The 24487-nt window shown below is 60.6% G+C and carries 21 protein-coding genes; 5 read left to right on the top strand and 16 right to left on the bottom strand.

What is annotated here, in order from left to right; all coding sequences use genetic code 11:
• Positions 1–11: 11 nt before the first annotated feature.
• From J2X76_RS27635 to J2X76_RS27620, 4 genes are read right to left on the bottom strand one after another with little or no spacing between them, the layout of a single operon-like run.
• Entirely contained in the window at positions 12–983 is a 972-nt protein-coding gene (locus J2X76_RS27635; protein ID WP_310220760.1) for a membrane dipeptidase, read from the bottom strand.
• Entirely contained in the window at positions 980–1717 is a 738-nt protein-coding gene (locus tag J2X76_RS27630) for a hypothetical protein (protein ID WP_310220759.1), read from the bottom strand. The genes J2X76_RS27635 and J2X76_RS27630 overlap by 4 nt, the downstream gene beginning before the upstream one ends.
• On the bottom strand, positions 1714–3423 hold the full coding sequence (locus J2X76_RS27625) for a hypothetical protein (protein ID WP_310220758.1): 1710 nt from the start codon (positions 3421–3423) through the stop codon (positions 1714–1716). The genes J2X76_RS27630 and J2X76_RS27625 overlap by 4 nt, the downstream gene beginning before the upstream one ends.
• Before the next feature lie 5 nt (positions 3424–3428).
• Positions 3429–4187, bottom strand: a complete 759-nt coding sequence (locus J2X76_RS27620; RefSeq protein WP_310220757.1) for an IclR family transcriptional regulator — start codon at positions 4185–4187, stop codon at positions 3429–3431.
• A gap of 54 nt (positions 4188–4241) precedes the next feature.
• Here J2X76_RS27620 and J2X76_RS27615 point away from each other — a divergent pair, with 54 nt between their 5' ends.
• From J2X76_RS27615 to J2X76_RS27600, 4 genes are all read left to right on the top strand, one after another.
• Positions 4242–4550, top strand: coding sequence for a hypothetical protein (locus tag J2X76_RS27615; protein WP_310220756.1), 309 nt, complete (start codon positions 4242–4244; stop codon positions 4548–4550).
• 5 nt (positions 4551–4555) lie between these two features.
• The gene (locus J2X76_RS27610) at positions 4556–5329 is read left to right on the top strand and encodes an amino acid ABC transporter substrate-binding protein (protein ID WP_310220755.1); all 774 of its coding nucleotides are present in this window, start codon (positions 4556–4558) and stop codon (positions 5327–5329) included.
• 78 nt (positions 5330–5407) lie between these two features.
• Entirely contained in the window at positions 5408–6088 is a 681-nt protein-coding gene (locus tag J2X76_RS27605) for an amino acid ABC transporter permease (RefSeq protein WP_310220754.1), read from the top strand.
• Complete coding sequence (locus J2X76_RS27600) at positions 6085–6846, top strand: amino acid ABC transporter ATP-binding protein (protein ID WP_310220753.1); 762 nt, start codon at positions 6085–6087, stop codon at positions 6844–6846. The genes J2X76_RS27605 and J2X76_RS27600 overlap by 4 nt, the downstream gene beginning before the upstream one ends.
• Before the next feature lie 66 nt (positions 6847–6912).
• Here the strand turns inward: J2X76_RS27600 and J2X76_RS27595 are convergent, their stop codons facing one another.
• The 4 genes from J2X76_RS27595 to J2X76_RS27580 all read right to left on the bottom strand — a co-directional run bounded on the left by J2X76_RS27595 (position 6913) and on the right by J2X76_RS27580 (position 13151).
• The gene (locus J2X76_RS27595) at positions 6913–7725 is read right to left on the bottom strand and encodes a MipA/OmpV family protein (protein ID WP_310220752.1); all 813 of its coding nucleotides are present in this window, start codon (positions 7723–7725) and stop codon (positions 6913–6915) included.
• Positions 7726–8161: 436 nt separating this feature from the next.
• Positions 8162–8995 carry a DUF3313 domain-containing protein gene (locus J2X76_RS27590; protein WP_405030108.1) on the bottom strand — a complete coding sequence of 278 codons (834 nt, stop codon included), beginning with the start codon at positions 8993–8995 and terminating at the stop codon, positions 8162–8164.
• Positions 8996–9399: 404 nt separating this feature from the next.
• Positions 9400–11715 (bottom strand): EAL domain-containing protein, encoded by a 2316-nt coding sequence (locus J2X76_RS27585; RefSeq protein ID WP_310220750.1) that lies wholly within the window; start codon positions 11713–11715, stop codon positions 9400–9402.
• Between the two features lie 185 nt (positions 11716–11900).
• On the bottom strand, positions 11901–13151 hold the full coding sequence (locus J2X76_RS27580) for a sensor domain-containing diguanylate cyclase (RefSeq protein WP_310220749.1): 1251 nt from the start codon (positions 13149–13151) through the stop codon (positions 11901–11903).
• Between the two features lie 257 nt (positions 13152–13408).
• Between J2X76_RS27580 and J2X76_RS27575 the strand changes: the two genes are divergently transcribed.
• Entirely contained in the window at positions 13409–13627 is a 219-nt protein-coding gene (locus J2X76_RS27575; RefSeq protein WP_310220748.1) for a tannase/feruloyl esterase family alpha/beta hydrolase, read from the top strand.
• Between the two features lie 155 nt (positions 13628–13782).
• Here J2X76_RS27575 and fhuB read toward each other — a convergent pair whose 3' ends face one another.
• The 8 genes from fhuB to J2X76_RS27535 all read right to left on the bottom strand — a co-directional run bounded on the left by fhuB (position 13783) and on the right by J2X76_RS27535 (position 24487).
• Positions 13783–15747 carry a Fe(3+)-hydroxamate ABC transporter permease FhuB gene (gene fhuB, locus J2X76_RS27570; protein ID WP_310220746.1) on the bottom strand — a complete coding sequence of 655 codons (1965 nt, stop codon included), beginning with the start codon at positions 15745–15747 and terminating at the stop codon, positions 13783–13785.
• Positions 15744–16625: an iron-siderophore ABC transporter substrate-binding protein gene (locus J2X76_RS27565; RefSeq protein ID WP_310220745.1), complete on the bottom strand. Its 882-nt coding sequence runs from the start codon at positions 16623–16625 to the stop codon at positions 15744–15746. Before J2X76_RS27565 ends, fhuB begins: the two co-directional genes overlap by 4 nt.
• 13 nt (positions 16626–16638) lie before the next feature.
• Positions 16639–17511, bottom strand: coding sequence for an ATP-binding cassette domain-containing protein (locus tag J2X76_RS27560; protein WP_310220744.1), 873 nt, complete (start codon positions 17509–17511; stop codon positions 16639–16641).
• Positions 17508–18383, bottom strand: a complete 876-nt coding sequence (locus J2X76_RS27555; protein WP_310220743.1) for an alpha/beta hydrolase-fold protein — start codon at positions 18381–18383, stop codon at positions 17508–17510. Before J2X76_RS27555 ends, J2X76_RS27560 begins: the two co-directional genes overlap by 4 nt.
• A 115-nt stretch (positions 18384–18498) precedes the next feature.
• Complete coding sequence (locus J2X76_RS27550) at positions 18499–20622, bottom strand: TonB-dependent siderophore receptor (protein WP_310220742.1); 2124 nt, start codon at positions 20620–20622, stop codon at positions 18499–18501.
• 476 nt (positions 20623–21098) lie between these two features.
• Positions 21099–21947, bottom strand: a complete 849-nt coding sequence (locus J2X76_RS27545; protein ID WP_310220741.1) for a fumarylacetoacetate hydrolase family protein — start codon at positions 21945–21947, stop codon at positions 21099–21101.
• Between the two features lie 44 nt (positions 21948–21991).
• Complete coding sequence (locus J2X76_RS27540; RefSeq protein ID WP_405030104.1) at positions 21992–23563, bottom strand: bifunctional 3-(3-hydroxy-phenyl)propionate/3-hydroxycinnamic acid hydroxylase; 1572 nt, start codon at positions 23561–23563, stop codon at positions 21992–21994.
• A gap of 30 nt (positions 23564–23593) precedes the next feature.
• Positions 23594–24487: a VOC family protein gene (locus J2X76_RS27535; RefSeq protein ID WP_310220740.1), complete on the bottom strand. Its 894-nt coding sequence runs from the start codon at positions 24485–24487 to the stop codon at positions 23594–23596.

The raw sequence follows: 24487 nt of genomic DNA, 5'->3' as shown, positions 1-24487 counted from the left end.
GTTCTCCTCTTTTATGATTTTCTGAACGTGGCTTCGTAGAGCCGCAGCCAGTTCCCGTGCGTGATCTTCGCGACTTCTTCCTTCGAGAAGCCCACGGCGCTGAGGCCGTCGGGGATCACCCTGATGTCCTCGACCTTCTGGAACCATTCCGGAGGTGCGGCCTTGAGCGGCTTGCCGGCAGCGCTCGCACCATAGTCCTCGCCGCGCGTCCAGCGGCCCTTGCGCATCCACGCATAGTCGGGGGCGGTGAAATTATGGCTCTTGTCGGTGCCGATCGCGACGGAATCGATGCCGGCGATATCGACCGTGCGGGCAACCATCGTGCACCAGGCCTCGATCGAGGCGCAGAATTCGTCGCCGGTAATGTTGCGATAGGCGGCGCAGCCGATTACCCCGCCGGTGTCCTTCAGCGCCTTGATGACGTCGTCCGACTTGTTGCGCTTGTGCATGAAAAGCGATTGGGCATTGGCGTGGGTGACCGCGATCGGCTTTTCCGACACCTTGATGGCATCGAGTGTCGTGCGGTCGCCGACATGGCTGCAATCGACCAGAATGCCGGCCGCGTTCATCTCGCGGACCACTTCCCTGCCGAAGCGCGACAGGCCGGAATCCTCCGCCTCGTAGCAGGAGCCACCGAGTTCGTTCTGGTTGTTGTAGGTGAGCTGCACCACGCGCACGCCAAGTTCGGCGAACATCTCCACGAAGCGGACCCGGCCCTCGAAAAGGTTGCTGTTCTGGAAGCCCATGATGATCGCCAGCTTGCCCGCATCGGAAATGCGGGTGATGTCGCCCGCCGAAAGAGCGATCTCGGCGATGTCGGCATTCTCGCGAACGAGATCGCGCCAGCGGCCGATCGAATCGAGCGATTCCACCGTGCCTTCCCAGAAGCCGCAGGTGTTGACGACGCCGCCAACCGTTCCCTTGAGCAGCGTTTCAAAGGCGGCGCGATCGAAATGCCCGCATTGCAAACCGTCGATGATCATGATCGCGCACTTTCCTTTTTGCGTTCGGCCTTTTCGCGTTCCGACAATCTGGACGACAGGAACGTCACGTCGGTCTCGTCGTCATTGTCCTTGCGGCCGATGACAGTGCCATCTTCGTTGACGATCATCGGGCCGGCGTGGCGGCGCGAAACGATGCTGTCGGTGGCAAGCGCCTGTTTTGCCAGGTGATAGATGCGCCACCAGAGATCGCTCTCGATCTCTGCGCCCTCTTCCAGAAGCGACCAGAGCAGAGGATCGTCTTTGGGGACGTCGCCGGTGACGGCTGCGGGAACAGCCTTCAGCACATTGCCCGACATGGAGATCGCAAGCCCCGATCGACCGCCGAAACGCGTGGCGATTGCAAGCTCGTCGGCATCCGTCGCACCAAGTACCGTCAGTTCCGCCGATCCGAACCGGGCCGCAAGCTCGCCGAGCAGATCGAGGGCGGTCGGCAGCACGAACCAGGCATGTTCGCCCGCGGCATCGAGCGTGATGCGGTGCCCCTCCTCCGAGGCGATCGCGATACGGGCGACGGCCGCCGACCTGAAGCTCACGAACCGCTTTTCGAACAGCTGGAAACCACCGAGGCCAAGCTTTTGCGAATACATCGGAAAGTCGCCGACCGTCAGGAAGAAACCCTTGGGCAGGCTGCTGAGCGAAAAGATCCGCTCGGACATCAGCCGCATCTCGCGAGGCATGACGCGCATGGAAGGAAATGAATTCAGGGAGGTCATAGGACAGGTTCCGCCGGATAGTACCAAGTGCCGGTGTAGCCGGCGCGCAGATCGTCTGGGGTCGGTGCGCCGTGATAAAGCACGCCGCGAAGGTTGCGGCTGAGGAAGTCGCGGGTCTTGTCGATGCCGTGAATGCCGACATTCATCAACCGCACGAGGTCGATCGGCACGAAAGCCTCGGCGTTGATATTAGCGCGTGGCGTGTGATAGCCCTGCCCGCGCAGGCTCTGAATGCGCGCCACCATGTAGCGATGTTCGGGATACTTCATCAGGAAGCGGGCGACGGTAAGCGAACTTTCGGCGCTGCCGAGATCGGCAAACAGGGTCTGGATGCCGCCGCAGACATCAAGGCCGAGATCGAGCGCCTCGGGCACTTCCTCGCGGGAGCCGCGGCGGGGCTCTTCTGCCGTCTCGGATTTGTACCAGACATATTTATAGGCGTCGGGGCCTGCCATGTCGGTGTCGAGCGCCCACCGATATTCGTCCCGGACGAGCGCCATCAGGTCTTCCACTGTCTCGGCCGGCGAGACGGTGAACTCGTCGGGACCGTCAACGGCCGCCAACAGCGCGTCGGCCTCTTCCGGCACCAGTTCGATCAGCAACGACAGAAACGTCTCATAGGCTTCCGGCACGATCTCGACCTCGAACTCGAAGGCGAGGATATCGAGCGGATAATCCGCCTTGCGGCCAAGCACCGTGCCGCTCCTGCGAAACTCTTCCAACGCCGCAACCACCTTTTCAAGATCGGCGGCCACTTCGGCGCTGGACGCAAATGTCTCGTAGACCATCTGGTCCTGGCGGCGGAAGACGATTGCCTGACGGACGAAGTCGAGCAGCTTTGCGACGCGGGCATCCGACGCATCGAGCTTCAGCGCGCGCGCCGCCGCAATCGCGCCTTCGCGTGCGGCGAGAAGCCCGTTGATCAGGCGCGGATGTTTGTGGACGAAGAAGATGAGGCCGAGCGCGGATCCATTGCCGACACCGATATAGCGGCGTAGCCGCGGGTCGAGGCGTATGGCCTTGTCCGATTTCTTCGCGGCGAGATGTTCGACGAGATCGCAGGAGAATTCCCGCATCAGGTAGGCCGTCAGCAACTGCGCCTCGAGAACGCCACCAAGCGCATGGCGCGCTCCAAGCGATGGAAAGGAGCGCGTCCCGAACGTGCCGTTACCGTCGAGGCCGGTATTGCGCATCAGGTAGCAGACCTTGGAAAGATCGGCGACGGAGGGTTGGCGGCCCTCGGCCAGCGCTTCGAGCGTCTGGTCGAAGACCCGCATCGAGCGGTTCGAGCGGCACCAGATCAGCGTGCCGGCGGTCGCCCGGCCGGTATAGAGCTTTGGAATTTCCCGCCGCGCCGTTTCGATCTCCGCCTCGGTCGCCGGTCCTTCAATCAGCGCGCCCATCATGTCCCAGGCCTGGCCGATGATGCGGCCGGTGCGCGCGGTGCGGCTTGGGGGGCGGGAAAAGCCGATGAACGAGAATTCCTGGTCCGGCGCCTTGATGGAATAGACGACGGTGCCTTCGGCGTTTTCATCCACGTCGAACAGGACGTTGGAAATGTCCCAGCGCTCGCGGATCATCTTGTTCATGAAGGCGCGCGTACCGCTAAGCCGGCTCGGCTGGATTGCCGCCAGCCGCGAGATTTTCATCACCTCGTGGCCTGGGCGCGGCTGTGGCATCGCCACCTGTTCGGAAGTCGCGGTCATGACCGTCAACGTTCTCCCTGCTGCATTTTCGTGATGGTGCGGGCGGTTTCGAGAAGCGGCTCGCGAAAACTTTCCAGATCGAAGCGCATCTGCGGCATGACCAGCGAGATCGTCGATGTGCACTTTCCGTGGAGATCGAAGATCGGCGCGGCAATCGCCACGACCCCGCTATGGGTATAACCGCTCGACAGCGCGTAGCCATTGGCGCGGGCCTCGCCCAGAAGTTCTTCCGAAGCCAACGGTTCGCCACTTTCCTTGAGGCGGGCGAGCGTCACCTCGTCCGCGAAGGCGGTCAGGATGCGGCCGGACGCGGAGCCTTCGAGCGACATGGTCGTACCGATCTTCTGTTCGGCACGCAGCACGCTTTCGGATTCCACGCGCGAGACAATGCAGGGAAGGCCGCGGTCGAGCACCGCCAGCGAAGCCGTTTCCTTCACCCGATGGACCAGCATCTCGATGATCGGCTGGACCCGCGTTCCCAGATTTGCCTGCTCCATGGCCGCAGCCGCAAGCCGACAGGCATGCATCGAGAGACGGTAGCGCATCTCGTGATCCTGCTCGACCCAGCCGGCTTCGATCAACGTCAGCAGCCGCTGATAGGCCGTCGGCCGTGAGAGTTCCATGGCCAACGCGATCTCCGGCAGCTTCATGCCGCGGGCGCTCGAGGCCAGCACGTCCAGCACCGCCATCGTCTTCAGAACCGTCGAGAGGGGGCGGACGCCGCCATTTTCCTCTTGTATTCTATGTGAATATGATGTATCCATGTTGAATATAATCTCCCCGTCATTGACGTATGTCAACCGCGAGGGCGCGCAATCGTGCGCAAATTCCAGGCCTTCATCGCTAAGACCTTCACCGAGTTTGGATTTTTCTGCGCTGAACTGGCTTGCTTCAATCGAAGGAACGGTGCGATCGGGCGTGTAAACGGTCTGCCCTATCTTCCGGCGCGAGGCGGGCGCTTCTTCCGTTGGCTGCGCCCGCGCCTGTCATCCCCCGGAGGCTCATGGGCGGCCGCGACCGCCCTGAGTAAAATATTCGCATTTGCCGGTTTTATTCGCGGTTTTCTTTCAATCGCGCCGTCCTATTTTCTGTCATCTAGTCGCCAGCAAGCACTGCTGAAAGGATGACCTAAATGTTCCGGTTGAAAACCATCGTCGCGGCGGCCCTCATTCAAGCCGCAGCCCTCACCCCTTCTCTCGCCGGCGAAAATCTCGCCGCCATCAAATCCGCAGGCATCTTCAAGATCGGCACCGAGGGCACCTATGCGCCCTTCACCTATCATGACGCCACCGGCAAACTTGCCGGTTTCGATGTCGAGATTGGGCAGGCCGTTGCTGCGAAACTCGGGGTCAAGGCCGAATTCGTCGAAGGCAAGTGGGACGGCCTCATCGCGGGCCTCGATGCCAAGCGCTACGATACCGTCATCAACCAGGTCGGCATTACCGAAGCCCGCAAGCAGAAATACGATTTCTCCGATCCCTACATCGCATCCAAGGCGGTGCTGATCGTTCGCCAGGACAACAGCGACATCAAGGGCTTCGCGGATCTCAAGGGCAAGAAGTCGGCCCAGTCCCTGACCAGCAATTTCGGCAAAATCGCCGAGCAGGCGGGCGCGGAACTCGTGGCCACCGATGGTTTCGACCAGTCGATCCAGCTCGTGCTGACGCGCCGCGCCGAGGCGACGATCAACGACAGCCTCTCCTTCCTCGATTTCAAGAAGCAGAAGCCCGACGCGCCGGTGAAGATCGCCGCGCAGCAGGACAATGCCGATTATTCCGGCATCATCATCCGCAAGGGCGAGCCGGAACTCCTCGCCGCCATCAACAAGGCCCTGGCCGACATCAAGGCCGACGGTACCTACCAGAAGATTTCCGACAAATATTTCGGACAGGACGTCTCGAAGTAAGCTGCCGGTTCATTCCTGAATGCGTGAATACCCCGTCCGGCGCCCGCGCCGGACGCGTCATTTTTTGAGGATCACATCGTGCCGCACTGGCTTCAATTGATGTCGGATTCCCTTCCGACCCTCCTATGGGCGGGCATCCGCTTCACGGTTCCGCTGACATTGCTGTCCTTCCTGCTGGGGCTCATCCTTGGCCTGATCACGGCGGTCACGCGGCTGTTCGGCCCCGCGCCGCTGGCGCTGGTCGCACGATTTTACGTCTGGGTGATCCGCGGCACACCGCTTCTCGTACAGCTTTTCGTTATCTTCTACGGCCTGCCGAGCATCAACATCCTGCTCGACGCCTTTCCCGCCGCGTTGATCGGCTTTACCCTGAATATCGGCGCCTACAGTTCGGAAATCATCCGCGCCGTCATTTCCTCGGTGCCGAAAGGGCAGTGGGAAGCAGCCTATTCGATCGGCATGTCATGGCGCCAGGCGATGAGCCGCACCATTTTGCCGCAGGCTGCGCGCGTCGCAGTGCCGCCGCTTTCGAACACCTTCATCTCGCTGGTCAAGGATACCTCGCTCGCCGCGGCGATCACGGTGCCGGAACTCTTCCAGGCCGCCCAGCGGATCGTCGCGACCACCTACGAGCCGCTCATCCTCTATATCGAGGCTGCCCTGATCTATCTCGTCCTGAGTTCGGTGCTGTCGTCGCTGCAGAACAAGCTGGAGAAGCGCTTCGCCCGTTATGGCGGCATGCTGGAGTCACATCGATGATCGAGCTTTCCAACATCGAAAAGCGCTTCGGCGATGCCGTGATCCTCAAGGACATCAGCCTCAGCATTCCCGAAGGAAGCGTGACTGCGCTCATCGGCCCGTCGGGCGGCGGCAAGAGTACGCTGCTCCGCTGCATCAATCTCCTGGAAATCCCGACGGCCGGCTCCGTCCGCATCGGCGATGAAAGGCTCGACTTCGAACCGGGCAAGAAGATCGGCTGGAAATCGATCCAGAAGATTCGCCGCCAGACCGGCATGGTCTTCCAGAACTTCCAGCTCTTTCCCCATCGCACCGCGATCGAAAACGTCATGGAAGGGCTGACGACGGTCCTCAAATGGCCGCGGGAAAAAGCCCACCGCCGCGCCAGCGAACTGCTCACCAAAGTGGGAATGGCGCATAAAACGGATGCCTGGCCGTCCGAGCTTTCCGGCGGACAACAACAGCGCGTCGCGATCGCCCGGGCGCTTGCGCCCTCGCCGCGGGTTCTGCTCTGCGACGAACCGACTTCGGCGCTCGATCCCGAACTTTCGGCCGAGGTCATCGATGTGCTTGGCCGGCTTGCGGCCGAAGGAACGACGATGGTGATGGCGACGCACGACCTGCGGCTTGCATCGCGAATCGCCCATCATGTCGTTTTTCTCGAAAGCGGCAAGGTGATCGAATCCGGCAGGGCGGAGACGATCTTCGGCGATCCGAAACAGGACCGCACGAAAAGCTTCATCTCGTCCATCAACGCGGCCCAGACGATCCACATCTAGGCCGTCCTCCGCGCATGAAGATCGGAGAGCGGCAGCCCTGACGGCTGCCGCGGCGATGTCATCCTTCTAGAAACGATATCCTACGCCCAGCATGGCGAAAGGCTGAATGTCATCCTTGACGATCGGGCTGTCCTTGGCATCCCCGAGCAGGAAACCGGCGCCGGCCGCTCCCGTGACACTCCAGGTCTCGGTCACTATGTAGGTGATGGAGCCCTTGAGATCGACGCGCTTGATCCCCGACTTCGCCTCATACTCCGCCAGGCCGGAACGGGCTGACTGGATCGATGTCACCCCGAAATAGGCTTCCATGTGATTGTCGTCGGCCCAGGTGCCGGACACATCGGTGGAGAAGATGAACCGTTCGTAGCGATGCGAAACCTTCGCGCCGAACGTGCCGGTCAGGCCTTCGCTGCCGCCTATGGTCTTGTCCAACTTGGCGTAAACGCCGAATGGACCCGTCTCGTAGCTGACAATCCCTCCGACGACGCCGCCCATGTCGATATCGCCAAGACCGCGCAGGTAGTCCGAGTCATCCTCCTTGCGGCCCATCTCGACGCCGCCCGTAATGCCTATCCGGAAACCGTTGGTCTCGAACAGATCGACGGTGAGGCCGCCGGTATCAAGATGCACGCGCTCACCGAACTGGGCGGAAATCACCGGAAACGGCTGCACCTTGAACTCGTCGGATCCTTCGTATTCGGGGAGATAGATCGCCCCGACGCCGATCGTCACCTTCCAGTCATGCAGCTTGCCGCGAATGCCGCCATAGCGTCCGGTATCGAACTGTTCGGGAGGGGCAATCGCCGCATCGGCTGCGTCGAGGTCTGCCGCAAGTGCCGCGGCCGGAAGCAGTGCCGAGGCTGCAGCCAATACCGCCATCGACGCCCTTGCCGTCCACCTTCTTATTATGATGTCGGAAGCCCCAACTCCGCTTGAGACCGTGTTGCGGTGCCGGCCTTCCGGATGATGTTGATCATGCTGGCTCACCAAAATAACTCCTGATTATAAAAGCTAAAGAAACCCGGGGATGGTTTCAGAAAGAAACTGCGGTTGAAGAATTGCCGCAGCATTACAGGCCCGGATGAAAATCGGCCGCCGATATGGGGGGCCGAACGAGGGGGTGGTGGGCATCCTGCTTGCGAATGCCGGCAAGCAGCGGACGAACGGAACAGGGCCTTGGGGGTGCTGGCCATTGCTCCGTCCGTCCATGCCGCCTTACGGAACCGGCCGGTCGCTGGAGGGGCCGACCGCCGTTCCTCCGTAAAAAGCGCAGCGGCTTGCGCGACGCTCCAGGCCAGCCGGGGCGTAGAGCATGTCAGTGTGTCACGAGGGGTTTGGGTTTCTTGTCGGTCCATTCCGGCGGTGCACCGTATTTGGCCGCGACGACACCGACCAATCCGGGCGCCCGGCCGAATGCGTCGCAAGCCGCGTATTTCGGCTTGCCGCCGAGCCAGGACTTTATCCTCTGCCGCGAGGGAAGAGAGAGGTTGAGCCCTTTCGGCTCCTTGCCGGAAATGAGCATGGCCGAAAAATCGCTCGCAAACTTGGAAGCGAGGCCATAGGCGTCCCCGACCTCGGAAATACGGGGTTTGTCCTGGATCGAGTTCGCGCCGCGGGCCCATACCATCGCCGCGCTCTGAATGCCGCCGCCGTCGACGGCCTCTGCTTCGACTGCCAATCCTCCGAGACCGAAGGGCAGGCGCGGCACGCTGACCGGCAGGACAAAACCGGTGCCGACGGTGACCGCGGTCGCGACCCCGGCCACGGCCTGGTTCGTCGAGACGATATCGGTGACGACGGATCGGACCGTCAGATCCGCCGGTTGGCCGGCCGGGACCATCTGGTACTTGTCGCTGAGCGCAACGCAGAGCGCCCGGTCCAGCGCGTTCGACACCAGCGAGCGGTCGGCTTCCGTTTTGATCCGGGATGCGGCGCTGAAGGAGAAAGTCGTCGGCACGATCGTGACGGTTCTCACCGTGGCCAGATGTTGCCCGTCGACATAGAGGCGCCTCTTGCCCAACGTCCCTTTTTGCGCGCCAAGATTGCGGTAGGAGGTCAGGGTGCCTGCTTCCTTCAGAGGCACCGAGGCGCATCCGGTAACCGCAAGGATCAGAGGGATGGTGAAACACAAGGACCTGAAGGCAAATATGGGTGGAGGCCCCAAAAATCGGAGAAATGATTCAATGGATCGATTGCTGCACACGCCTTCTGGCCTCCGTCACGGATGTTCTGGGGCGACAGTGCGGTGCAAGGATTGCCGCAGAATTACAAACCGTTTCGGCAGCGGCTGCCGTTAAGGCAATGATCAACGGGACAGACTTTATGGCACCCAGTCGGCGCGCTCGTCAGCTCGGACAACGGCACGGCGATATGTCAGCGCCTTGGCAACACCCCGCTTTGCGGATTTCGGGCCCGCCTCTGGCGAGTTTGCCAAGTGCACAGGAACACCCTTCCTGACCGAAAGGGCAGGATACCAACTCAAATCCTACCCCTCGCCCGCCGGATCAGCTCTTCCATAAACGCCCGGTTTGCCGATGGGCTGCCTAAAGGTTATTATGCCGAGCAGGGTAAGCGGTCTGCACGCCTGTTTTCCGAACGGAGATGGTCTCCTATCTGAGCCGGTCGGCCGAAAAGGAAGCCTTGCAACTGATTGGGCATCTTGTCGATGAGGCGGTGGTATTGCGTCTCCGTCTCGACCCCCTCTACGACAACCGCCAGTCCAAGCACCTTGCCGAGGGCCAAGGCACAGTCAATGCTAACCTCCGCGACCGGATCATCTTCAAGCGCAGCAACATAACTGCGGTCGATTTTGACCTTGTGGAATGGATAGCGCCTGAGGTTGGTCATCGAGGCGTAACCGCTGCCATAGTCGTCCATCACAAGCTTCACGCCGAGTGCATCCAGCGTATCCAGGCAATGAGCAACATCGGTGCTATCTTCGAGCAGCGAAGTCTCAGTGATCTCCAGTTCCAGCCTCTCCGGAGGAAGGCCGCTGGCAGAAAGCGCGGTTGCTACATGATCGACGAGATCGGAAGAATACAACTGGCGGACCGAAACGTTGATGGCGACGAACTGATTGCCATCCCACGACGATGCTTCCCGGCACGCCTTGTCGAGAACCCATTTTCCGATCTCAACGATGCTCCCGCTCTCCTCCGCAGCTTCGATGAACACTGCCGGTGACAAAACGCCGAGCGTGGGGTGGCGCCAGCGCAAGAGAGCCTCATAACCCTTGTGTTCCCGCGTCACGGTCTCGACGATCGGCTGGTAGAGCAAGAACAGCTCACCCTTGTTGACTGCGCCCCGCAATTCATCCTCCAACCGTCTCCGCTTTTGGAGTTGCTGGTCAAGGAAACGGTCGAACGCGCATATTCTCCCTCTTCCTTGGGATTTGGCACGATAGAGCGCGGCGTCGGCATTGTTCTGCAGCTGCTTGAGATCAGCCCCGTGTTCCGGGAACGTGGCCACACCTACGCTCACTCCCAACGCACCCGCCTTCTCGTGGGTCTCGAACTGGGATCTGAACTTTCCTATAAGTACTGACGCGGACTGGTGCGCCGCGAGCCCATCTAGTCCGGGCAACAGAACCGAAAATTCATCTCCGCCTATCCTGCCCACCAGCGCGCTTCCCTCAAACGACGAATTCAAGACATCGGCGACCTGCTGCAGAATAAGATCGCCGGTGGCATGGCCGTGAACATCGTTGATGGACTTGAAGCGGTCGAGATCAAGCGTGAGCAGCGAGAACGCTTTTCCACCGGCGACCGCGTCAGCGATCACTTCTTCTGAGCGGCTGTTAAACGCCCGTCTGTTCAAGAGGCCCGTCAGTGGGTCATGGGCAGCAAGATGCATCAGCTGGCGGTTCGCCTCGAGGCGCTCACTGATGTCCCGCAAGCCGAACACCGAGGTCTCGCGGCCCTTGTACTCGATCACGCCCTCGACAATCTCGACGTGGATAGGGCCGCAAGGAGAATTCAGCAGACCTCTCGATCCTTGCCTTTCGAACATAAAATCAGAGAGCGAGGCCGACTTCAGTTCGGCGATCGGCTTTCCGGTCAGGCTCGTGAAACGCTCATTGGCATGGACAATTTGCCCTGCTCGCGTCAGCACAACGGCTTCAGAGGTCGCGTTCGCAAGACCTTTTACGTCGGTCAGGTGCCGGTCGAAGAAGAGCGCTGCGACACCTGTCGCGATCAACAGGCTCGAGACGATGCAGACGCCGGTCGCGATACCGACGCGGTCAAGGAATGTCAGAGCATCGACAGGGCCCGGATATAACGGGACGATAGCGAGTCCGGTCATGGAAACCATATGATGGCTGCAGACTGCGAGGACGATGAAAAAGCTGGCGAGGATCAGCCTCAAGCCATTCATCTCCCGGTAGAAAAGGAGCGTAGCGCTGATCGAGAAACCGCCGCCCAATAGCCATGCCATGACAGCCGTGGCGGTATCATTTTCAATATAGACCGAGCTGATGGCGCTCAGCCCAATGGCGTGCATCACCGCAATCGCCAGGCCGAGAAACATACCGGCTGCAACCGCACCCTGCCGCCCCGGAAGATGAAGGAGGGTATACGTCGCAAGACAGGCTATCGCGATTGCGGCGACTATGGATATCCCTGTCTCCGCGATTTGGTAGTTCACGGGGATGCTGTACGCCAGCATGGCGATGAAGTGGGTCGCCCAGATCGTACCGCCAAGAACCACACCCGCGACCGCAAGCCAGAGATCGCGGTGCGCCTTGGCGCACTGATGCGCACGCGACAACATGAACACCCCCGCCAGGTTGCCGACGGCACAAACACAGGCGGCGACCAGCAGAAGCGGCCAGTGGTGCTGTTCAGTGATACATGAAACCAGTCGGGTCATTGACACCTCCGACCGGTACCCTTTCATGTCAGGTCTGATGCAGAGGTTAGGGAAGTCCGTACAGTTTTAACGACTGCCCAAAAAGCGGTGGATCTAAATCTCAGCCTGGATCTGGGGGTCCGGATGCCGTTGTCGTTCTAGAGACAATGTCTCCCGCTCCTCGTCGCTCGCACAAAAGTTTCGTATCAGCGGAAGCTGACCTCAAGATGTTGGCGATCCTGGGCTATAACGCGGCAGGCGCTTTCAAAGCCCTCCGCCTGGACCGCCAAGGTGAAATGTGGAGGGATGCCCGCAGTGCTGGAAACAACGATACTAGCACCGTCTGCACCAAGAGAGCGGATCGTGCAGTCGAAGGTAGAGCGTCTGTCATTGAAGATGATGGCGCCGGCCTTCAGCACTCGTCGGCGCTCGCTTGCGCCCGAGCCTTCTGCAGAAGTCCATGCCGTGCATCGGTCACGGCCTGCCTGCTTTGCGCGATACATGGCGGCATCCGCCTGCGCCAGAAGAGTATCGATGTCTTTCGCGACGATAGACATCGAGGTGGCACCAAAACTTGCCGTCACCTGGACGGTGTCTGCTCCGAATGCGAGGGCTTGTGAGGCCAAAGCCCGGCGCAGTTTCTCCGCGACGCCAAGACCAGCCTCCCGATCAACATGGGGCAGCAGGATCGCGAACTCCTCACCACCTAACCGGCCAAGGAGATCACCCGCTCGAAGGTGTTCGCGGCAGGTGGCCGCGACGAGCTTCAGCACTTCGTCACCGGCCGCATGTCCGTAGGTGTCGTTCACACTCTTGAAATGATCGACATCCAATACAATGCAGGAAACGTCATGATTGTGGCGGCTTGCCTGCGACAATAGCCGAGCAGACTCTTCCTTAAATGCACGGCGCGTCATGGCTCCCGTGAGGCCATCCGTAGCCCCCGACCTCAGGAGTTCGATCCGATCCATGGCGACGGCGGCCAGTTCCTGCAGGATGACGAGGTCGCGGCTGCTGAACGAGCGGGGTCTTCTGTCGATGGCGCAGACGGTACCGACAGTATGGCCGTCTGCTGTCTTCAGCGGCACACCTGCGTAGAAGCGGACGTGAGCCTCCCCCGTCACAGCAGGATTGGCAGAAAAACGAGGATCGCGAGTTGCGTCTTGAACCACAACGGGTTCATCGCATTCAACGACATGCCGGCAAAAGGTATCATTGCGAGGCATCTCATCCGCCGGAAGGCCAGAACATGCCTTGTACCACTGGCGATGGGCGTCGATGAAGGAGACGATACCGATATCGACCGCGAATATCTCCTTGATTAGACGGACCACCCTTTCGAAGCCCGGATCCCGGGGAGAATCTAGAATGTCGAGCTGGTCCAGAGCCGCGAGGCGTTCCATCTCGCGCCGTGCTGCCTCTACAGAGGATTTCCCGAATGGACGGAGAACAGCCATGAGCACCTCCTTATCTGACAGAATTATGCCCAGACTTCGTAAACAGGTCGTTGTCGGAATCCGCACCCATGCGGCCTCGAGGAACGGCAACAGCACCAACCGCGGTGTTCGGCCCGCGTTTCATTGCCGGATGAACATTGCACCTCAGCATCCCAGTTGGGTTATGGATTGTTGTGAAATAGCAGTTAGACAATATGCTTCGTTTTATCCCAATGTGACAATGGACCTGGAGGAATTGCGGCTTGTAGACCGTCGCAATGCGATGGAGGAATCGTCATGACTTTCGATTAGCTGAATTTCGGGGCTTGATAAGTGTCAAATTTTACCGCAGTCCGGGGATGCCTCACGGAGCGGGCGGCCCCTCCTACGATGACTTCGATTTCTTCTCGCCGCTCGTTGACTGGGTGGAAAAAGGCGTGACTCCACAATCCGTCCGGCCGGCGTTACCGAAAAGAACGCCCAAGCGAAATCGTTGACAGGCACCCGATATGTTTACTGCCCATATCCGCAAGTAGCCCGAGGCAGTGCAACGGATCGAGGCATAACATGCCAATAGGCAAGCGCTGCTCGGGAACCCGGTTCCCGACGCCGCGTCGCGGGAGGCCTTGACGAAAGAGCGCGGAACCTCCCATCAACGCTTCTTGCCTAACAGGAGCATCAGGCAGGGTGCGCCTATAAGAGCTGAGACGAGCCCAGCCGGGATCTGATAGGGAGCCGCGATGGTGCGGCCGAGAAAATCAGCGGCAATCATCAGACCACCACCGATCAGCGCGGCACCGATCATCTGCGGCAGAGCGCGTGTCAGCCCTAATTCCCTCGCAAAATGCGGTCCCATCAGGCCGACGAAGGATAGTGGACCAACAGTCAATGTCGCGGCTGCCGTCATGAGACCGGCAAGGCCGAACAGGGCCAATCTCGAACCCGCCAACGGTATGCCGACGGCAGCCGAAGGGGCCGGCCCGAGCGGCAGGATGTCCAGCCAATGCCGCGCCGCCAAGGAAATCGCGACCAACGCGGCGCCGAGTGCCACTTCCGACATGGCGATTGTGCCGTTCACGAGATAGGTGGATCCGCTCATCCAGCGCATGAGCAGAGCCGCCCTTGGATCGCCCGTCGAACTCAGCACACCGACAACGGCATCGACCATCGCACTGAGTGCGATGCCGGCAAGCAGGACACGTTCCGGTGCGAAGTTGGAGCGTCGCGAACCGAGAAGGATGATGGCGAGAACCGAAATGGCACCGCCGACAGCGAAGGCAAATTCACCGGGAAAACCCGGCGCGATGGCGAAAAGAGCGATGGCAACGCCAAAGGTCGCGCCGGCGCTGATCCCGAGAACCTCGGGGCTTGCCATTTCATTACCGGTCAGTCTCTGCAGGATCGAACCCGCAACGCCAAGCATCGCGCCGGATGCCAGCGCCGCGAAGACCTTCGGTGCGCGAAGCGCAAGGATATCGTCGAAGAATTCGCCAGAAAGGACAGCCCAGCCGCCAGGTCCACGCCCGACAAACAGGCTGACAGCCACGAGGCCGAGGACACTCACGACCGCGATAATGAGCGGAACACCGGCGCTCCGGCGGCGCGACCTCCGAGGCAACTCCGCCTGCTGAATGCGGTGACGGACTTTCAATCGCGGCAGGAGGGCCAGAAGCAGCGGTGAGCCAAAAATGGCGGTGACCGCACCGGTCGGCAAGAAGCTTCCGAGCCCGCCTGCCGAGAGTTGCAGGACGGAATCGGCGAAAAAGAGAAGTGCTGCGCCGATCAGCGGAGACCAGAAGATCAACTGAACCGGCCGCCGCGCTCCGGAAAGCCGTGCAAGTGTCGGCGCAACCAACCCAATGAAACCGATTACCCCGACGGCACTGGTGACGATGGCGGCGAGCGTCACCGCGCAAGCAATGACTACGATGCGAAGGCGAGCCAGCCTCACGCCGAGCGCAGCCGAACCGGCTTCCCCAAGGTCAAGCAGCGAGAGCGGCCTCATCACCAGCGCGCAGACCATGGCGACGATCGTCATTTTCCACGCGAGCGACAAAGGGATGGTCCAGCTCTGCTGCGCGAGCGAACCAGCTCCCCAGATGAACAAGCTCGCCAGGTATCGCTGGTTCAGATAGATGAGGATGGCCGCCAGTCCCCCACACCAGAGGCTTAGGACCAGCCCTGAGAGGACGAGCGAATAGGGAGAGAAGCCGCGGCGCGCACCAAGCCCGATGACGATCGCGGCGGCAACCGCGCTTCCGGCAAGAGCGACGACGTCACGGCCTGCACCGAGAAGACCCGGCACGAAAAGCGATACCACCACCAGCGCGAGATTGGCCCCGGCCGAGACGCCGAGCGTGGTCGAATCGGCCAGCGGGTTCCGCAGGATGTGCTGGAACAGGGCGCCGGACATTGCGAGAGCCGCACCGGCCAGCAATGCCGTGACCAGCCGCGGCAGCGTCGAATAATAGAGTACCATGCGCTGAGTGTCGTAACCCTGCCCGGCCACAACGGAGAGCGCCGGTTCGATGAGAAACCAGGCCGCGACACCGCCACCGCAGAGCAGTGCGAGACATACGAGCGCAGGCCCGAGGTTATCGCTGCGAGTTGGGCTCATGAGTCTTGTTCCAGGAGTTCGGTCACCAGACCGGCAAAACGCACGGCTTCGTTGAGCATGCCGAACATCAGGGCCGGAGCGACGACGGAAAGATGGCCCGGCCGCGAGAATGGGAGCGCCTGCCAAAGCGGACTGTCCTTGAGTTTCGGCAGCACGTCAGGGGGAACGGGATCAAAGGCTAGCAGCCGTGCGTCCGGATCGGTAATGCCGGAGAGTTCCTCGATGCCGATCGTCTCGAAACCCCAATAATTCGATTGCCGTGTCCAGGCATTGCGCACACCGATGCGCTCGAGTGCATTGTGAAACAAGCCCGGAGCTGAATAGATGCGAGCGTGACGGGCATCCATGAAACTCACCAGAGCGACCGGCGGAATGATCCGGCCGGCCAACCGCTGGCGGCATTCATGGAAAAACGCTTCGGATCGCTCGACGAAGAGTTCCGCTTCAGCCTCACGGCCGAGTTCGGCCGCCAGTCTGCGCGTCGCCGCGATCGCCGATGGGAGAATGGGGCCGGATTCCGGAGTGAAGATTTCAAGACGTAGAACCTTGGCGATCGGCCGAAGCTTGGGCAGGAGTTCGTCGAGATAAGGTGTCGTCAGGATGACTTCCGGCTTGAGTTGAATGAGGGTCTCAAAATCGACTTCAAAGGCACTGCCGATATCGACAACCGATCGAGGCATTGCCGGCTCGACGACCCATCGACCCCAATCGGCGAGATCCGATATTCCGACGGGAGGCAATCCAAGCGACAGAAGCGTGGACGCCAATCCGTAGTCGAGGCTTACGACCCTTTGCCCGGCCACCTCCGCGAACAACGGCGTCGGGATGGAAGCGGCTGCGGCTGTGTAGCGAAGAAATGTGCGCCGTGAAATTTCCATCCGCGGGCGGGTCTCAGCAGGCATAGGCAAGCGGATGCGAAAGGGTCGGAACGGAAATTACATCCATGACGATCCCATAAATGGCGTGCAGCGTGGCCGGCACCAGAATTTCGCCCGGCGTGCCGCTGGCGACCACCCTCCCCCCTTTCAGCGCATGGATGCGATCGCAGAAGCGTGCCGCCATGTTGATGTCGTGAAGAACTATGACCACGCTCCGGCCGCCTTCGTGCGCCAACCGCCGCACGAGAGAAAGGACCTCGACCTGGTGCGCGATATCCAGCGCCCCGGTCGGCTCGTCGAGGAGGAGGCAGTGCGCATCCTGGGCGATCAGCATGGCGATCCATGCACGTTGCCGCTCGCCACCGGAGAGCGTGCCCACAACGCGCTCTGCAAATGTCTCGATATGGGTTGCCGCTATGGCTGCCTCGACCTTTTGCTTGTCGATCTCCGAGAAACGACCAAGCGCCCCGTGCCACGGATAGCGGCCGCAACCGACAAGCTCGCGGATCGTCATGTCCGAGCCCGTGTTCAAATCCTGCGGCAAATAGGCGACGGATCGCGCGAAGTCGCGGGCCTGATATTGCTTGAGATCACGGCCACCATAAGCGGCAGTTCCGGAAGTCGGGGTCAGTTGCCGCGCCAGAATCTTCAGGAGGCTGGATTTGCCCGAACCGTTATGGCCAACCAGGGCAACGACCTCTCCCGCCGGAAATTCAAGGCTGACATCCGATAGGATCGCATTGCCGTCGATTGAAAGCCCGATCCTGTCGATCTCAAAGACTTTCGTTGTTTCGGGCGCGTTCTGCGCGAGTTGTTCCGAGGTCACGTCACCTCCCGTTACAGTCTGAAAATTTAACGTTGGGGCTGAGGCGCAGGTATCCGTCATATGCCCTGCGCTACTCCACTTTCAAAGGCAATGCTCACGGCACGGTTGACGGCCGGTCCGAGCACGGACATGTGGGTCTGCCCTGCAAAAAGCTCGAACTGCGTCCGGATTCCGGTCTCGGGGCCGTTCAGTCGGATTGCCATTTCCTGCGCCAATGCGGCAGTCCGCTCGGTTTTCCTCTTCTCAAGACGAGATGCGGCATCGTCGTTGCGGTACTGGAAGGGCGCAAGCCTATCCCCCTCATACTCGCCGGCCGACAGATGGAGGAAGGCTGCGGGGCCTGCGATGCGTTTCCGGCTGGCCTCATTGTTCAGGATTTCACTGCCTTCCCAATAGATGGTCGGGCTGGCGGCGATCCAATTGGCAAAAAGGCCCGGGCGCTCAAAAAGGGCGTAGAGGGTAAAAAGCCCGCCGAAGGAATGCCCGAAAAGCGACCGGCGCGTCGCATCCGTCCGAACCATTTCGTCAAGCCGCGGAAAGAGTTGGCTCTCGATAAAGTCGAGCAGATCGCCTGTCCCGCCGATACGAACAGGAGGCCCACCTTCAAAATAGGGCGGATAGGATTTGATTGGCGGAGGCCCCAGGTCCCAGGCCCTCCGCAATGCATCATAGGGTTCGTCGGAGGGGTAGCCGATCGCGGCAATGACGCCCCAATCCACATTGGTGCCGGTTGGGTACGGCGCTTGTGTCACCATGCTGGCGAACGCAAAAGGAAAGGTCGCGTTACCGTCGGTCATGACCAAAAGAGGCCATCCGGCGGCGGGCAGCTCTCCTTTTGGGGTGAACAGGAAGATGCGATAGGGTTCCCCACCGGCAACCGGGGCCAGGTCAAAATAAACAGTTCCGGGCAATGCGTAGGCTTTTTCAGTCATGGTTGTTCCGCTGGAAATACAGGGGCGATATTCGCTTCGCTTATGGCCCGGGTGGGCCGAGAAGTGGTTGCAGGACGACCAGGTCCTGGATCTGTCGCGACGAGCTTCAACACCGTTACCACTTATATTTCAGCGAGCCGACGACCGCCCTACCTTGGCCGAAATAGCAATAGCCGCCGTTGCAGACCTGCTCTTCGCGGTTGGCAAGATTGGTGGCACTGACCGTCAGCGACAGGCCCTTGAGATCGGGCGACTTGGCGCCAAAATCATAAGACAGCGACGCATCGAGGTAGGCGACACCCGCATTCTTGGTTGTATTGGAATCGTCGGTAAAGGATTCGCTGGTTACACGAATGCCGCCGCCAATGCTGAGGCCGGCGATGGCGGTATCTTCGGGCGCGGCATAATTCACCCACAGGGAAGCGACATGCTTGGGTGTCGTCGTCGGCGTGTTCCCGATAATGGCGCTGTCAAGATTACGCGTGATTTCGCCGTGGGTGTAGGTGTAGGCGGCGATCAGGCTGATGCCGTTGTCGAAAGTCTTCCGGCCTTCGGCCTCGAAGCCTGTAAACGTATTTTCGCCCGAGTTCTCGTAGAAGAGCGGCGCGCTCGCATATTGCGGCTTGCCCGTTTCAACCAGGCGATAGACCGCGGTGCTGAGTGAAAGGTCTTCGCCTTCCGGCTGGTACTTTATCCCGGCCTCGATCTGCCGGCCTTTGGTTGGGTTGAGCACCGCACCCGAAGCGGAAAGCTGGGTCGAGGGGACGAAGGAGGTTCCGTAGCTTACATACGGCGCAAGGCCGTTGTCGAAGAGGTAGAGGAGCCCGACTTGCCCGGACAGAGCCCCGTCGATCTTCTCATCAGCGGTACCAGCGACCTTATCTCTCTTGGTCTGATCCAGCCAATCGTACCGCAAGCCGCCCACGAAACGCCAGTTTTCGAATTCCGCCTGCTCCTGCGCATATAGACCCGTCTGACGCAGATTGTTGCCGGTAAAACCGGTAAGGGCTGGCGTGGGAGCGCTGCTGCGGGCACTCGGCGACATGGAGCCAGAGCCTAGAGCAAAATCAGAGTTGACGGCGGTGAAATCCAGCCCCGCGAGGATCGTATGGGATACAGCGCCGGTTTCGAATTTGGCTTGGAACTGGTTGTCGATCTGATACGCACGCATCTCGTCGGTGACTGCCGTGGTGGACCATGGAGCGGCAGGCGCACTGAACATCGTCATCCGGTTATTGTAGCGGGCCTTGAGGTGCAGGTCGCTCACCCGCGCGTTCTGCCGGAAAGTCAGGCCGTTCCCGAAATCGTGTTCGAGCTGGTACCCCGCCTGGTACTGCCGGATCTTCTGGTAATCATAATCCGGATCGCTGACGCGATGGATCTGGCCGCCGTTTTGGAAGGTCCAGGCGCTCGACTCTGTTTCAGTATTCTGGGCCAGCCCGTAAATGGTTATTTTGGTGCTGTCCGTCGCCTCCCAAGTGAAAGAGGGCTGCAGAAGGTAGCGGTCGTCCTGGATGTCATAATTGGTCTCTCCTTCTCGGACGAGGCCCACAAGCCGGTAGAACATGTCGTTGCTGTCGCCGACCGATCCTCCGATATCGAAAGCGGCCTGCTTGCGTCCGATCGTGCCGTATTGAAGCTCGACCTCATGGTGGGCTTCTTCCAGGGGCAGTTTGGAAATCTTGTTGACGATACCGGCGGCGCTCGCCGCGCCATACATGACCGATGTGGGTCCCTTCAATATTTCGACGCGATCGAGCGTGTATATCTCGGTCGTGAGGGTCCCGTAATTCATCACCGGCTGACGCAAACCATCGCGGAAATCGCCGCCCGTGGTCGTCTCGATACCGCGGATGTAAATCTGATCGAAGCGAGGGTCATAACCAAAGCCGCCTGTTGTAACGCCGGAGCTATAGCGCGTTGCCTGGATCATGTCGGTGACGGAACGCTGCTCCATCTCCTCGCGGGTCACGACGGAAACCGAACGCGGTGTCTCGACGAGCGGCGTATCCGTCTTCAAAGCGGAAACCGCCCGCTTCGGAATGATCGTATCGTTGTCTTCACGAATGGTTTGGGCGCTGGAGTTCCTGAGAATGATCGGCTCAAGTTGCGTCGCGCTGCCGGCAGCGTCCTGCGCAACCGCCACAGCGGGCGAGAGTGCTGCGGTCATCGCGCCAGCCATAATAGTGGAGCTGATGAGACGGCGATATGTGGAGAGCGATCTGGAGGAGAACGTCATTGCCCGATCCTTTCGGCAAGCGGCAAACTGCGATGAGTGATCGAAGAGATCACGGATGCTAACGGCGCGGAAAATGCGCCTTGCGAGATGCCTCGCGGTTCGCAGCTATAAGAGCCGAAGTAGGGGTGATCAATGAAATATGATTATTGTACTCATGTTTTTTCTGAAGCGATGCCATGTTTGCAACACCGATCCATTTCGCTCGTATGGTGTATCCGAGCAGTGATGATGCGGCACAGCACATCTGGGCTATTGCCGGCGACCAATACGGTAACCGGTCGCTGCGGCTCAGTCCGCCGCCTGAGCAGAAGCGCAGGCCGGAACCGGACCTGCGTCGACGTCTGCCATTAAAATGCGTCTTGAAAATTTCGAGATATCGTTCTCCCGTTAGATATCGTCCTCCGGTTGAAGCCAAATCTCCCGTCGTTCGCGAGAGGCCGGCCACCTCTCCCGACCAGCCCCCGCGGAAAGTCTTGTCAGTGCGCTTCGTCCTTGATTGGATTGTGCAGGATTCCCAGTCCGTCGATCTCGATCTCGACGACGTCGCCCGGCTTCATCCAGAGCGGCGGCGTGCGCTTTGCGCCGACGCCGCCTGGCGTGCCGCTGACGATAACGTCGCCGGCTTCCAGACGCGTGAAGGTCGAGCAATATTCGATTTGCCGCGCGATATCGAAAATCATCTGGGCGAAAGTCGCTTCCTGCACCACCTGGCCGTTCAGCCGGGTCTGGAGACGCAAGTCATCCAGGGGACCAAGCTCGTCAGGCGTCATCATCCATGGGCCGAAGGCGCCTGTATCCGGGAAGTTCTTGCCCGGCGTGAACTGATGGGTGTGATACTGGAAGTCGCGAACGCTGCCGTCGTTGTAGCAGGCATAACCTGCGACATGGTCCATCGCCTCGGCGCGCGGGATGTAACGGCCCGGCTTGCCGATGATGACCGCGAGTTCGCCCTCGAAGTCGAGATTGACGGAAACCCTTGGGCGCACGATCGGCGCCAGATGGCCGGTCTGGCTATTGGCATAGCGCGAAAAGATCGTCGGGTTCTCGACTTCGCTGCGGCCGGTTTCCTTGCGGTGCGTTTCGTAGTTCAGGCCGACGCAGAGGATCTTGTCGGGATTGGGCACGACCGGCAACCATTCGACCTCTGCAAGCGGGATAGCAGCGGCCGAGGCGGCGGCGTCGTTCACGCCGGCGAACCCGGCGGTGATGGCAGCCTTGAGATCCGGGTAACGCGATGCAAGCACCGCGCCGGCGTCGCGGAAGTTATCGCCTTCGATGACGCCCCAGGTGGCGCGGCCGGCGATCTTGACGGTGGACAATCTCATAGAGGGCTTCTCCTGTATCGGAACAGTTCTCGATGGACAGCGCGTCACGCAAGGCGGACGCGCAAGTCCGCAATTTGCTGGCGAAGGGCATCGATGTTTTCAGCCGCGCCAAAGACGTAGTGGTCGGGACGCACCAGCGCGGCGATCACGCCGTGGCGGTCGAACCAGGCGGAAAGCACGTCATCCTTTTCACGCAGGACGGCGGGATCCTGCGTCGCGTGATTGGCGCCGACGACGCTGCGGACCACCAGTCCGCTGTCTTCCCCGGCAAGTGCTTCGCCTTCGGCTACCCCGATCCGGCGGCCGTCGAGTACGAGCCGCCATGTCGGCCCGGTGAAAGCGTCCAGCAATCGCGACGAAACGCCATCAGCAATGGCGGGCTGGGGGAAAAGCACCCCCCTTGCCGGGGTGCCTTCTGCAGCGATGAGCCCCTCTTCGATGGGCGGCACGATTTCCTGGCGCGTAATGATCAGCGGCTTGCCGCCACCCTCCGAAAGAATACGGGCGTCTCGCGCGGCAGCGGCTTGCGGGTCTCGCTCGCAGATCGCCTGACCGATCGCCTTGATCTTGCCGGTCAGCGTCTGGACGTGGCGCTTGCGTTCGGTCGTGTAGGTCTCGAAAAGCGCCTGCGAAGACTGTCCCTTCAAGACGCGATCGAGTCGCCAGATGAGATTGGAGACGTCGCGCAGGCCCTGGCACATGCCTTGCCCGATGAATGGCGGCTGCTGATGGGCCGCATCGCCGGCGATCATCACCCGGCCGCGACGCCATTCATCGGCAACCAGCGCATGGAAACGATAGGCCGCCGCGCGCCACAGATCGCCTTCTTCCGGTGTGAGCCAAGGCGACAGGAGGCGCCAGACATTTTCGGACTTTTCCATCTCGCGCGGGTCTTCCCCGGGCAAGAGCATGATCTCCCAGCGCCGATGGTTCTTCGGCCCCATGATATAGCTTGTCGGCCGCGCCGGATCGCAATACTGCGCAGAAGTCTGCGGCAGGTTGCCGAGTGCGTCGTCGTGAACCTGAACGTCCACCACCAGCCACGGCTCGTCGAATACCAGATCCTCCAGTTTCATGCCGGAAAGTTCGCGCACCCTGCTCCACGCACCGTCGCAGCCGATGACGTATTTCGCGGCAACTTGTCGCGATGCACCGGCAGCGTCCTTCAGCGTTACCACCACCTCGTCGGCGCGCGGATCAAGATCCAGCATTTCCGTTCCAAGCTCGACCGTCACGTTGTCAAAGCTTCTGGCGTGGCGTCTCAGCACGGCCTCGACCGGCGGCTGGGTGAAGACCATGCTCGGCGTGTAACCAAGAGGAAAAGGCGCGGGCACCATATCGATGCGACGGATAAGCTGCCCCTGCGCCCCGAAATGCTGGGATGCCGTAAAGGGTTCGATATAGGGCATGACCTGGTCGACAATGCCCATATTGTCAAAATGACGCAGAATCTCATGGTCGATCGCGATCGCACGCGGCTTGTCGTAAATGTCGGTCAGGCGATCGACGACAAGCGTCGAATGCCCACGTGCACCGAGCATTCCGGCGGCCACGGCGCCTGCCGGGCCAAAGCCGACGACCAGCACGTCATACGTATTCGAAATCTCGTTCTTCACGGGAATGCCTCTGCAAACTGAACGGCGGCTTCACGCGCCGGAAAATCCGATAGAAATCTGCGCCTTCTTGCAGGCGTCGCTCTTGGGAGGGGCAATACCCCAGTGATCGGTGCGGCCGGGCGGCCAGACCCATTCGTCCGGACCGCGGAAACGATAGGTCTGGTCGACCTGCAGAACCTCGGCGGTGTATTCCACCACGACGCCCTGGGGATCGATGAAATAGGCAAAGACGTTGTCACCCGGCCCGTGCCGGCCGACTCCCCAGCCGATGGGATGTCCGTGATCGACAACCTGGCCCGATCCGCGCATGACGGATTCGAGGTCGGGCATCAGAAAGGCGACATGGTTGAGGCCATTCGCCCGGGCTTCGGCCAGAACCACCGCATGGTGGTCGTCGTTGCAGCGCAGGAAGGCCATCAGCTTCGACCGGTCAGTGAGCTGGAAACCGAGAACATCCCGGTAGAAAGCGGAAAGGCTTTCGATATCCGCGGTATTGATGTTCACATGGGCAAGACGTTCGGGCCTGTTGGCAACGGCACTGCCGGCCTTGCGGCGATCACCGTGCACGAATTCCAGAACCGAGCCCTGCGGCTCGCGAATGACGAAACGTTCGCCGCTGGAAGGCGCATCGGCAGGACCCGGTTCGCGCATTACCGTGCAGCCTGAGGCGACCGTCCTTGCAAAAAGCGCCGCCAGCTCCTCCGCGGAACCGACACGGAAGGTGATCTTGCGCAATTCGGACCGGTCGCTTTGCTTCAGTTCCAGGACATGGAAATCGTTGCCGGTGGCCGCCAGGAAGACCTTGTCGCATGCTTCCGCGACGACCTCCAATCCCCACACGCGGGTATAGAAATCGACGGAGCCTGCGAGATCGGGCGTGCCCAGTTCGACGCTTCGCAATGCGGTGACAGGAAATACAGTCAT

Origin of the sequence: Neorhizobium sp. 2083, assembly GCF_031455615.1 — a bacterium.
Lineage (GTDB): Bacteria > Pseudomonadota > Alphaproteobacteria > Rhizobiales > Rhizobiaceae > Neorhizobium.
This window is presented reverse-complemented; position numbering and strand designations above follow the sequence as displayed.

Bases quoted from the DNA above. Each gene is read 5' to 3' on its own strand.
- J2X76_RS27635 (WP_310220760.1), bottom strand. From the start codon at position 983: ATGATCATCGACGGTTTGCAATGCGGGCATTTCGATCGCGCCGCCTTT.
- J2X76_RS27630 (WP_310220759.1), bottom strand. From the start codon at position 1,717: ATGACCTCCCTGAATTCATTTCCTTCCATGCGCGTCATGCCTCGCGAG.
- J2X76_RS27625 (WP_310220758.1), bottom strand. From the start codon at position 3,423: ATGACCGCGACTTCCGAACAGGTGGCGATGCCACAGCCGCGCCCAGGC.
- J2X76_RS27620 (WP_310220757.1), bottom strand. From the start codon at position 4,187: ATGGATACATCATATTCACATAGAATACAAGAGGAAAATGGCGGCGTC.
- J2X76_RS27610 (WP_310220755.1), top strand. From the start codon at position 4,556: ATGTTCCGGTTGAAAACCATCGTCGCGGCGGCCCTCATTCAAGCCGCA.
- J2X76_RS27600 (WP_310220753.1), top strand. From the start codon at position 6,085: ATGATCGAGCTTTCCAACATCGAAAAGCGCTTCGGCGATGCCGTGATC.
- J2X76_RS27595 (WP_310220752.1), bottom strand. From the start codon at position 7,725: ATGGCGGTATTGGCTGCAGCCTCGGCACTGCTTCCGGCCGCGGCACTT.
- J2X76_RS27585 (WP_310220750.1), bottom strand. From the start codon at position 11,715: ATGACCCGACTGGTTTCATGTATCACTGAACAGCACCACTGGCCGCTT.
- J2X76_RS27580 (WP_310220749.1), bottom strand. From the start codon at position 13,151: ATGGCTGTTCTCCGTCCATTCGGGAAATCCTCTGTAGAGGCAGCACGG.
- J2X76_RS27575 (WP_310220748.1), top strand. From the start codon at position 13,409: ATGCGATGGAGGAATCGTCATGACTTTCGATTAGCTGAATTTCGGGGC.
- fhuB (WP_310220746.1), bottom strand. From the start codon at position 15,747: ATGAGCCCAACTCGCAGCGATAACCTCGGGCCTGCGCTCGTATGTCTC.
- J2X76_RS27565 (WP_310220745.1), bottom strand. From the start codon at position 16,625: ATGGAAATTTCACGGCGCACATTTCTTCGCTACACAGCCGCAGCCGCT.
- J2X76_RS27560 (WP_310220744.1), bottom strand. From the start codon at position 17,511: ATGACGGATACCTGCGCCTCAGCCCCAACGTTAAATTTTCAGACTGTA.
- J2X76_RS27555 (WP_310220743.1), bottom strand. From the start codon at position 18,383: ATGACTGAAAAAGCCTACGCATTGCCCGGAACTGTTTATTTTGACCTG.
- J2X76_RS27550 (WP_310220742.1), bottom strand. From the start codon at position 20,622: ATGACGTTCTCCTCCAGATCGCTCTCCACATATCGCCGTCTCATCAGC.
- J2X76_RS27545 (WP_310220741.1), bottom strand. From the start codon at position 21,947: ATGAGATTGTCCACCGTCAAGATCGCCGGCCGCGCCACCTGGGGCGTC.
- J2X76_RS27535 (WP_310220740.1), bottom strand. From the start codon at position 24,487: ATGACTGTATTTCCTGTCACCGCATTGCGAAGCGTCGAACTGGGCACG.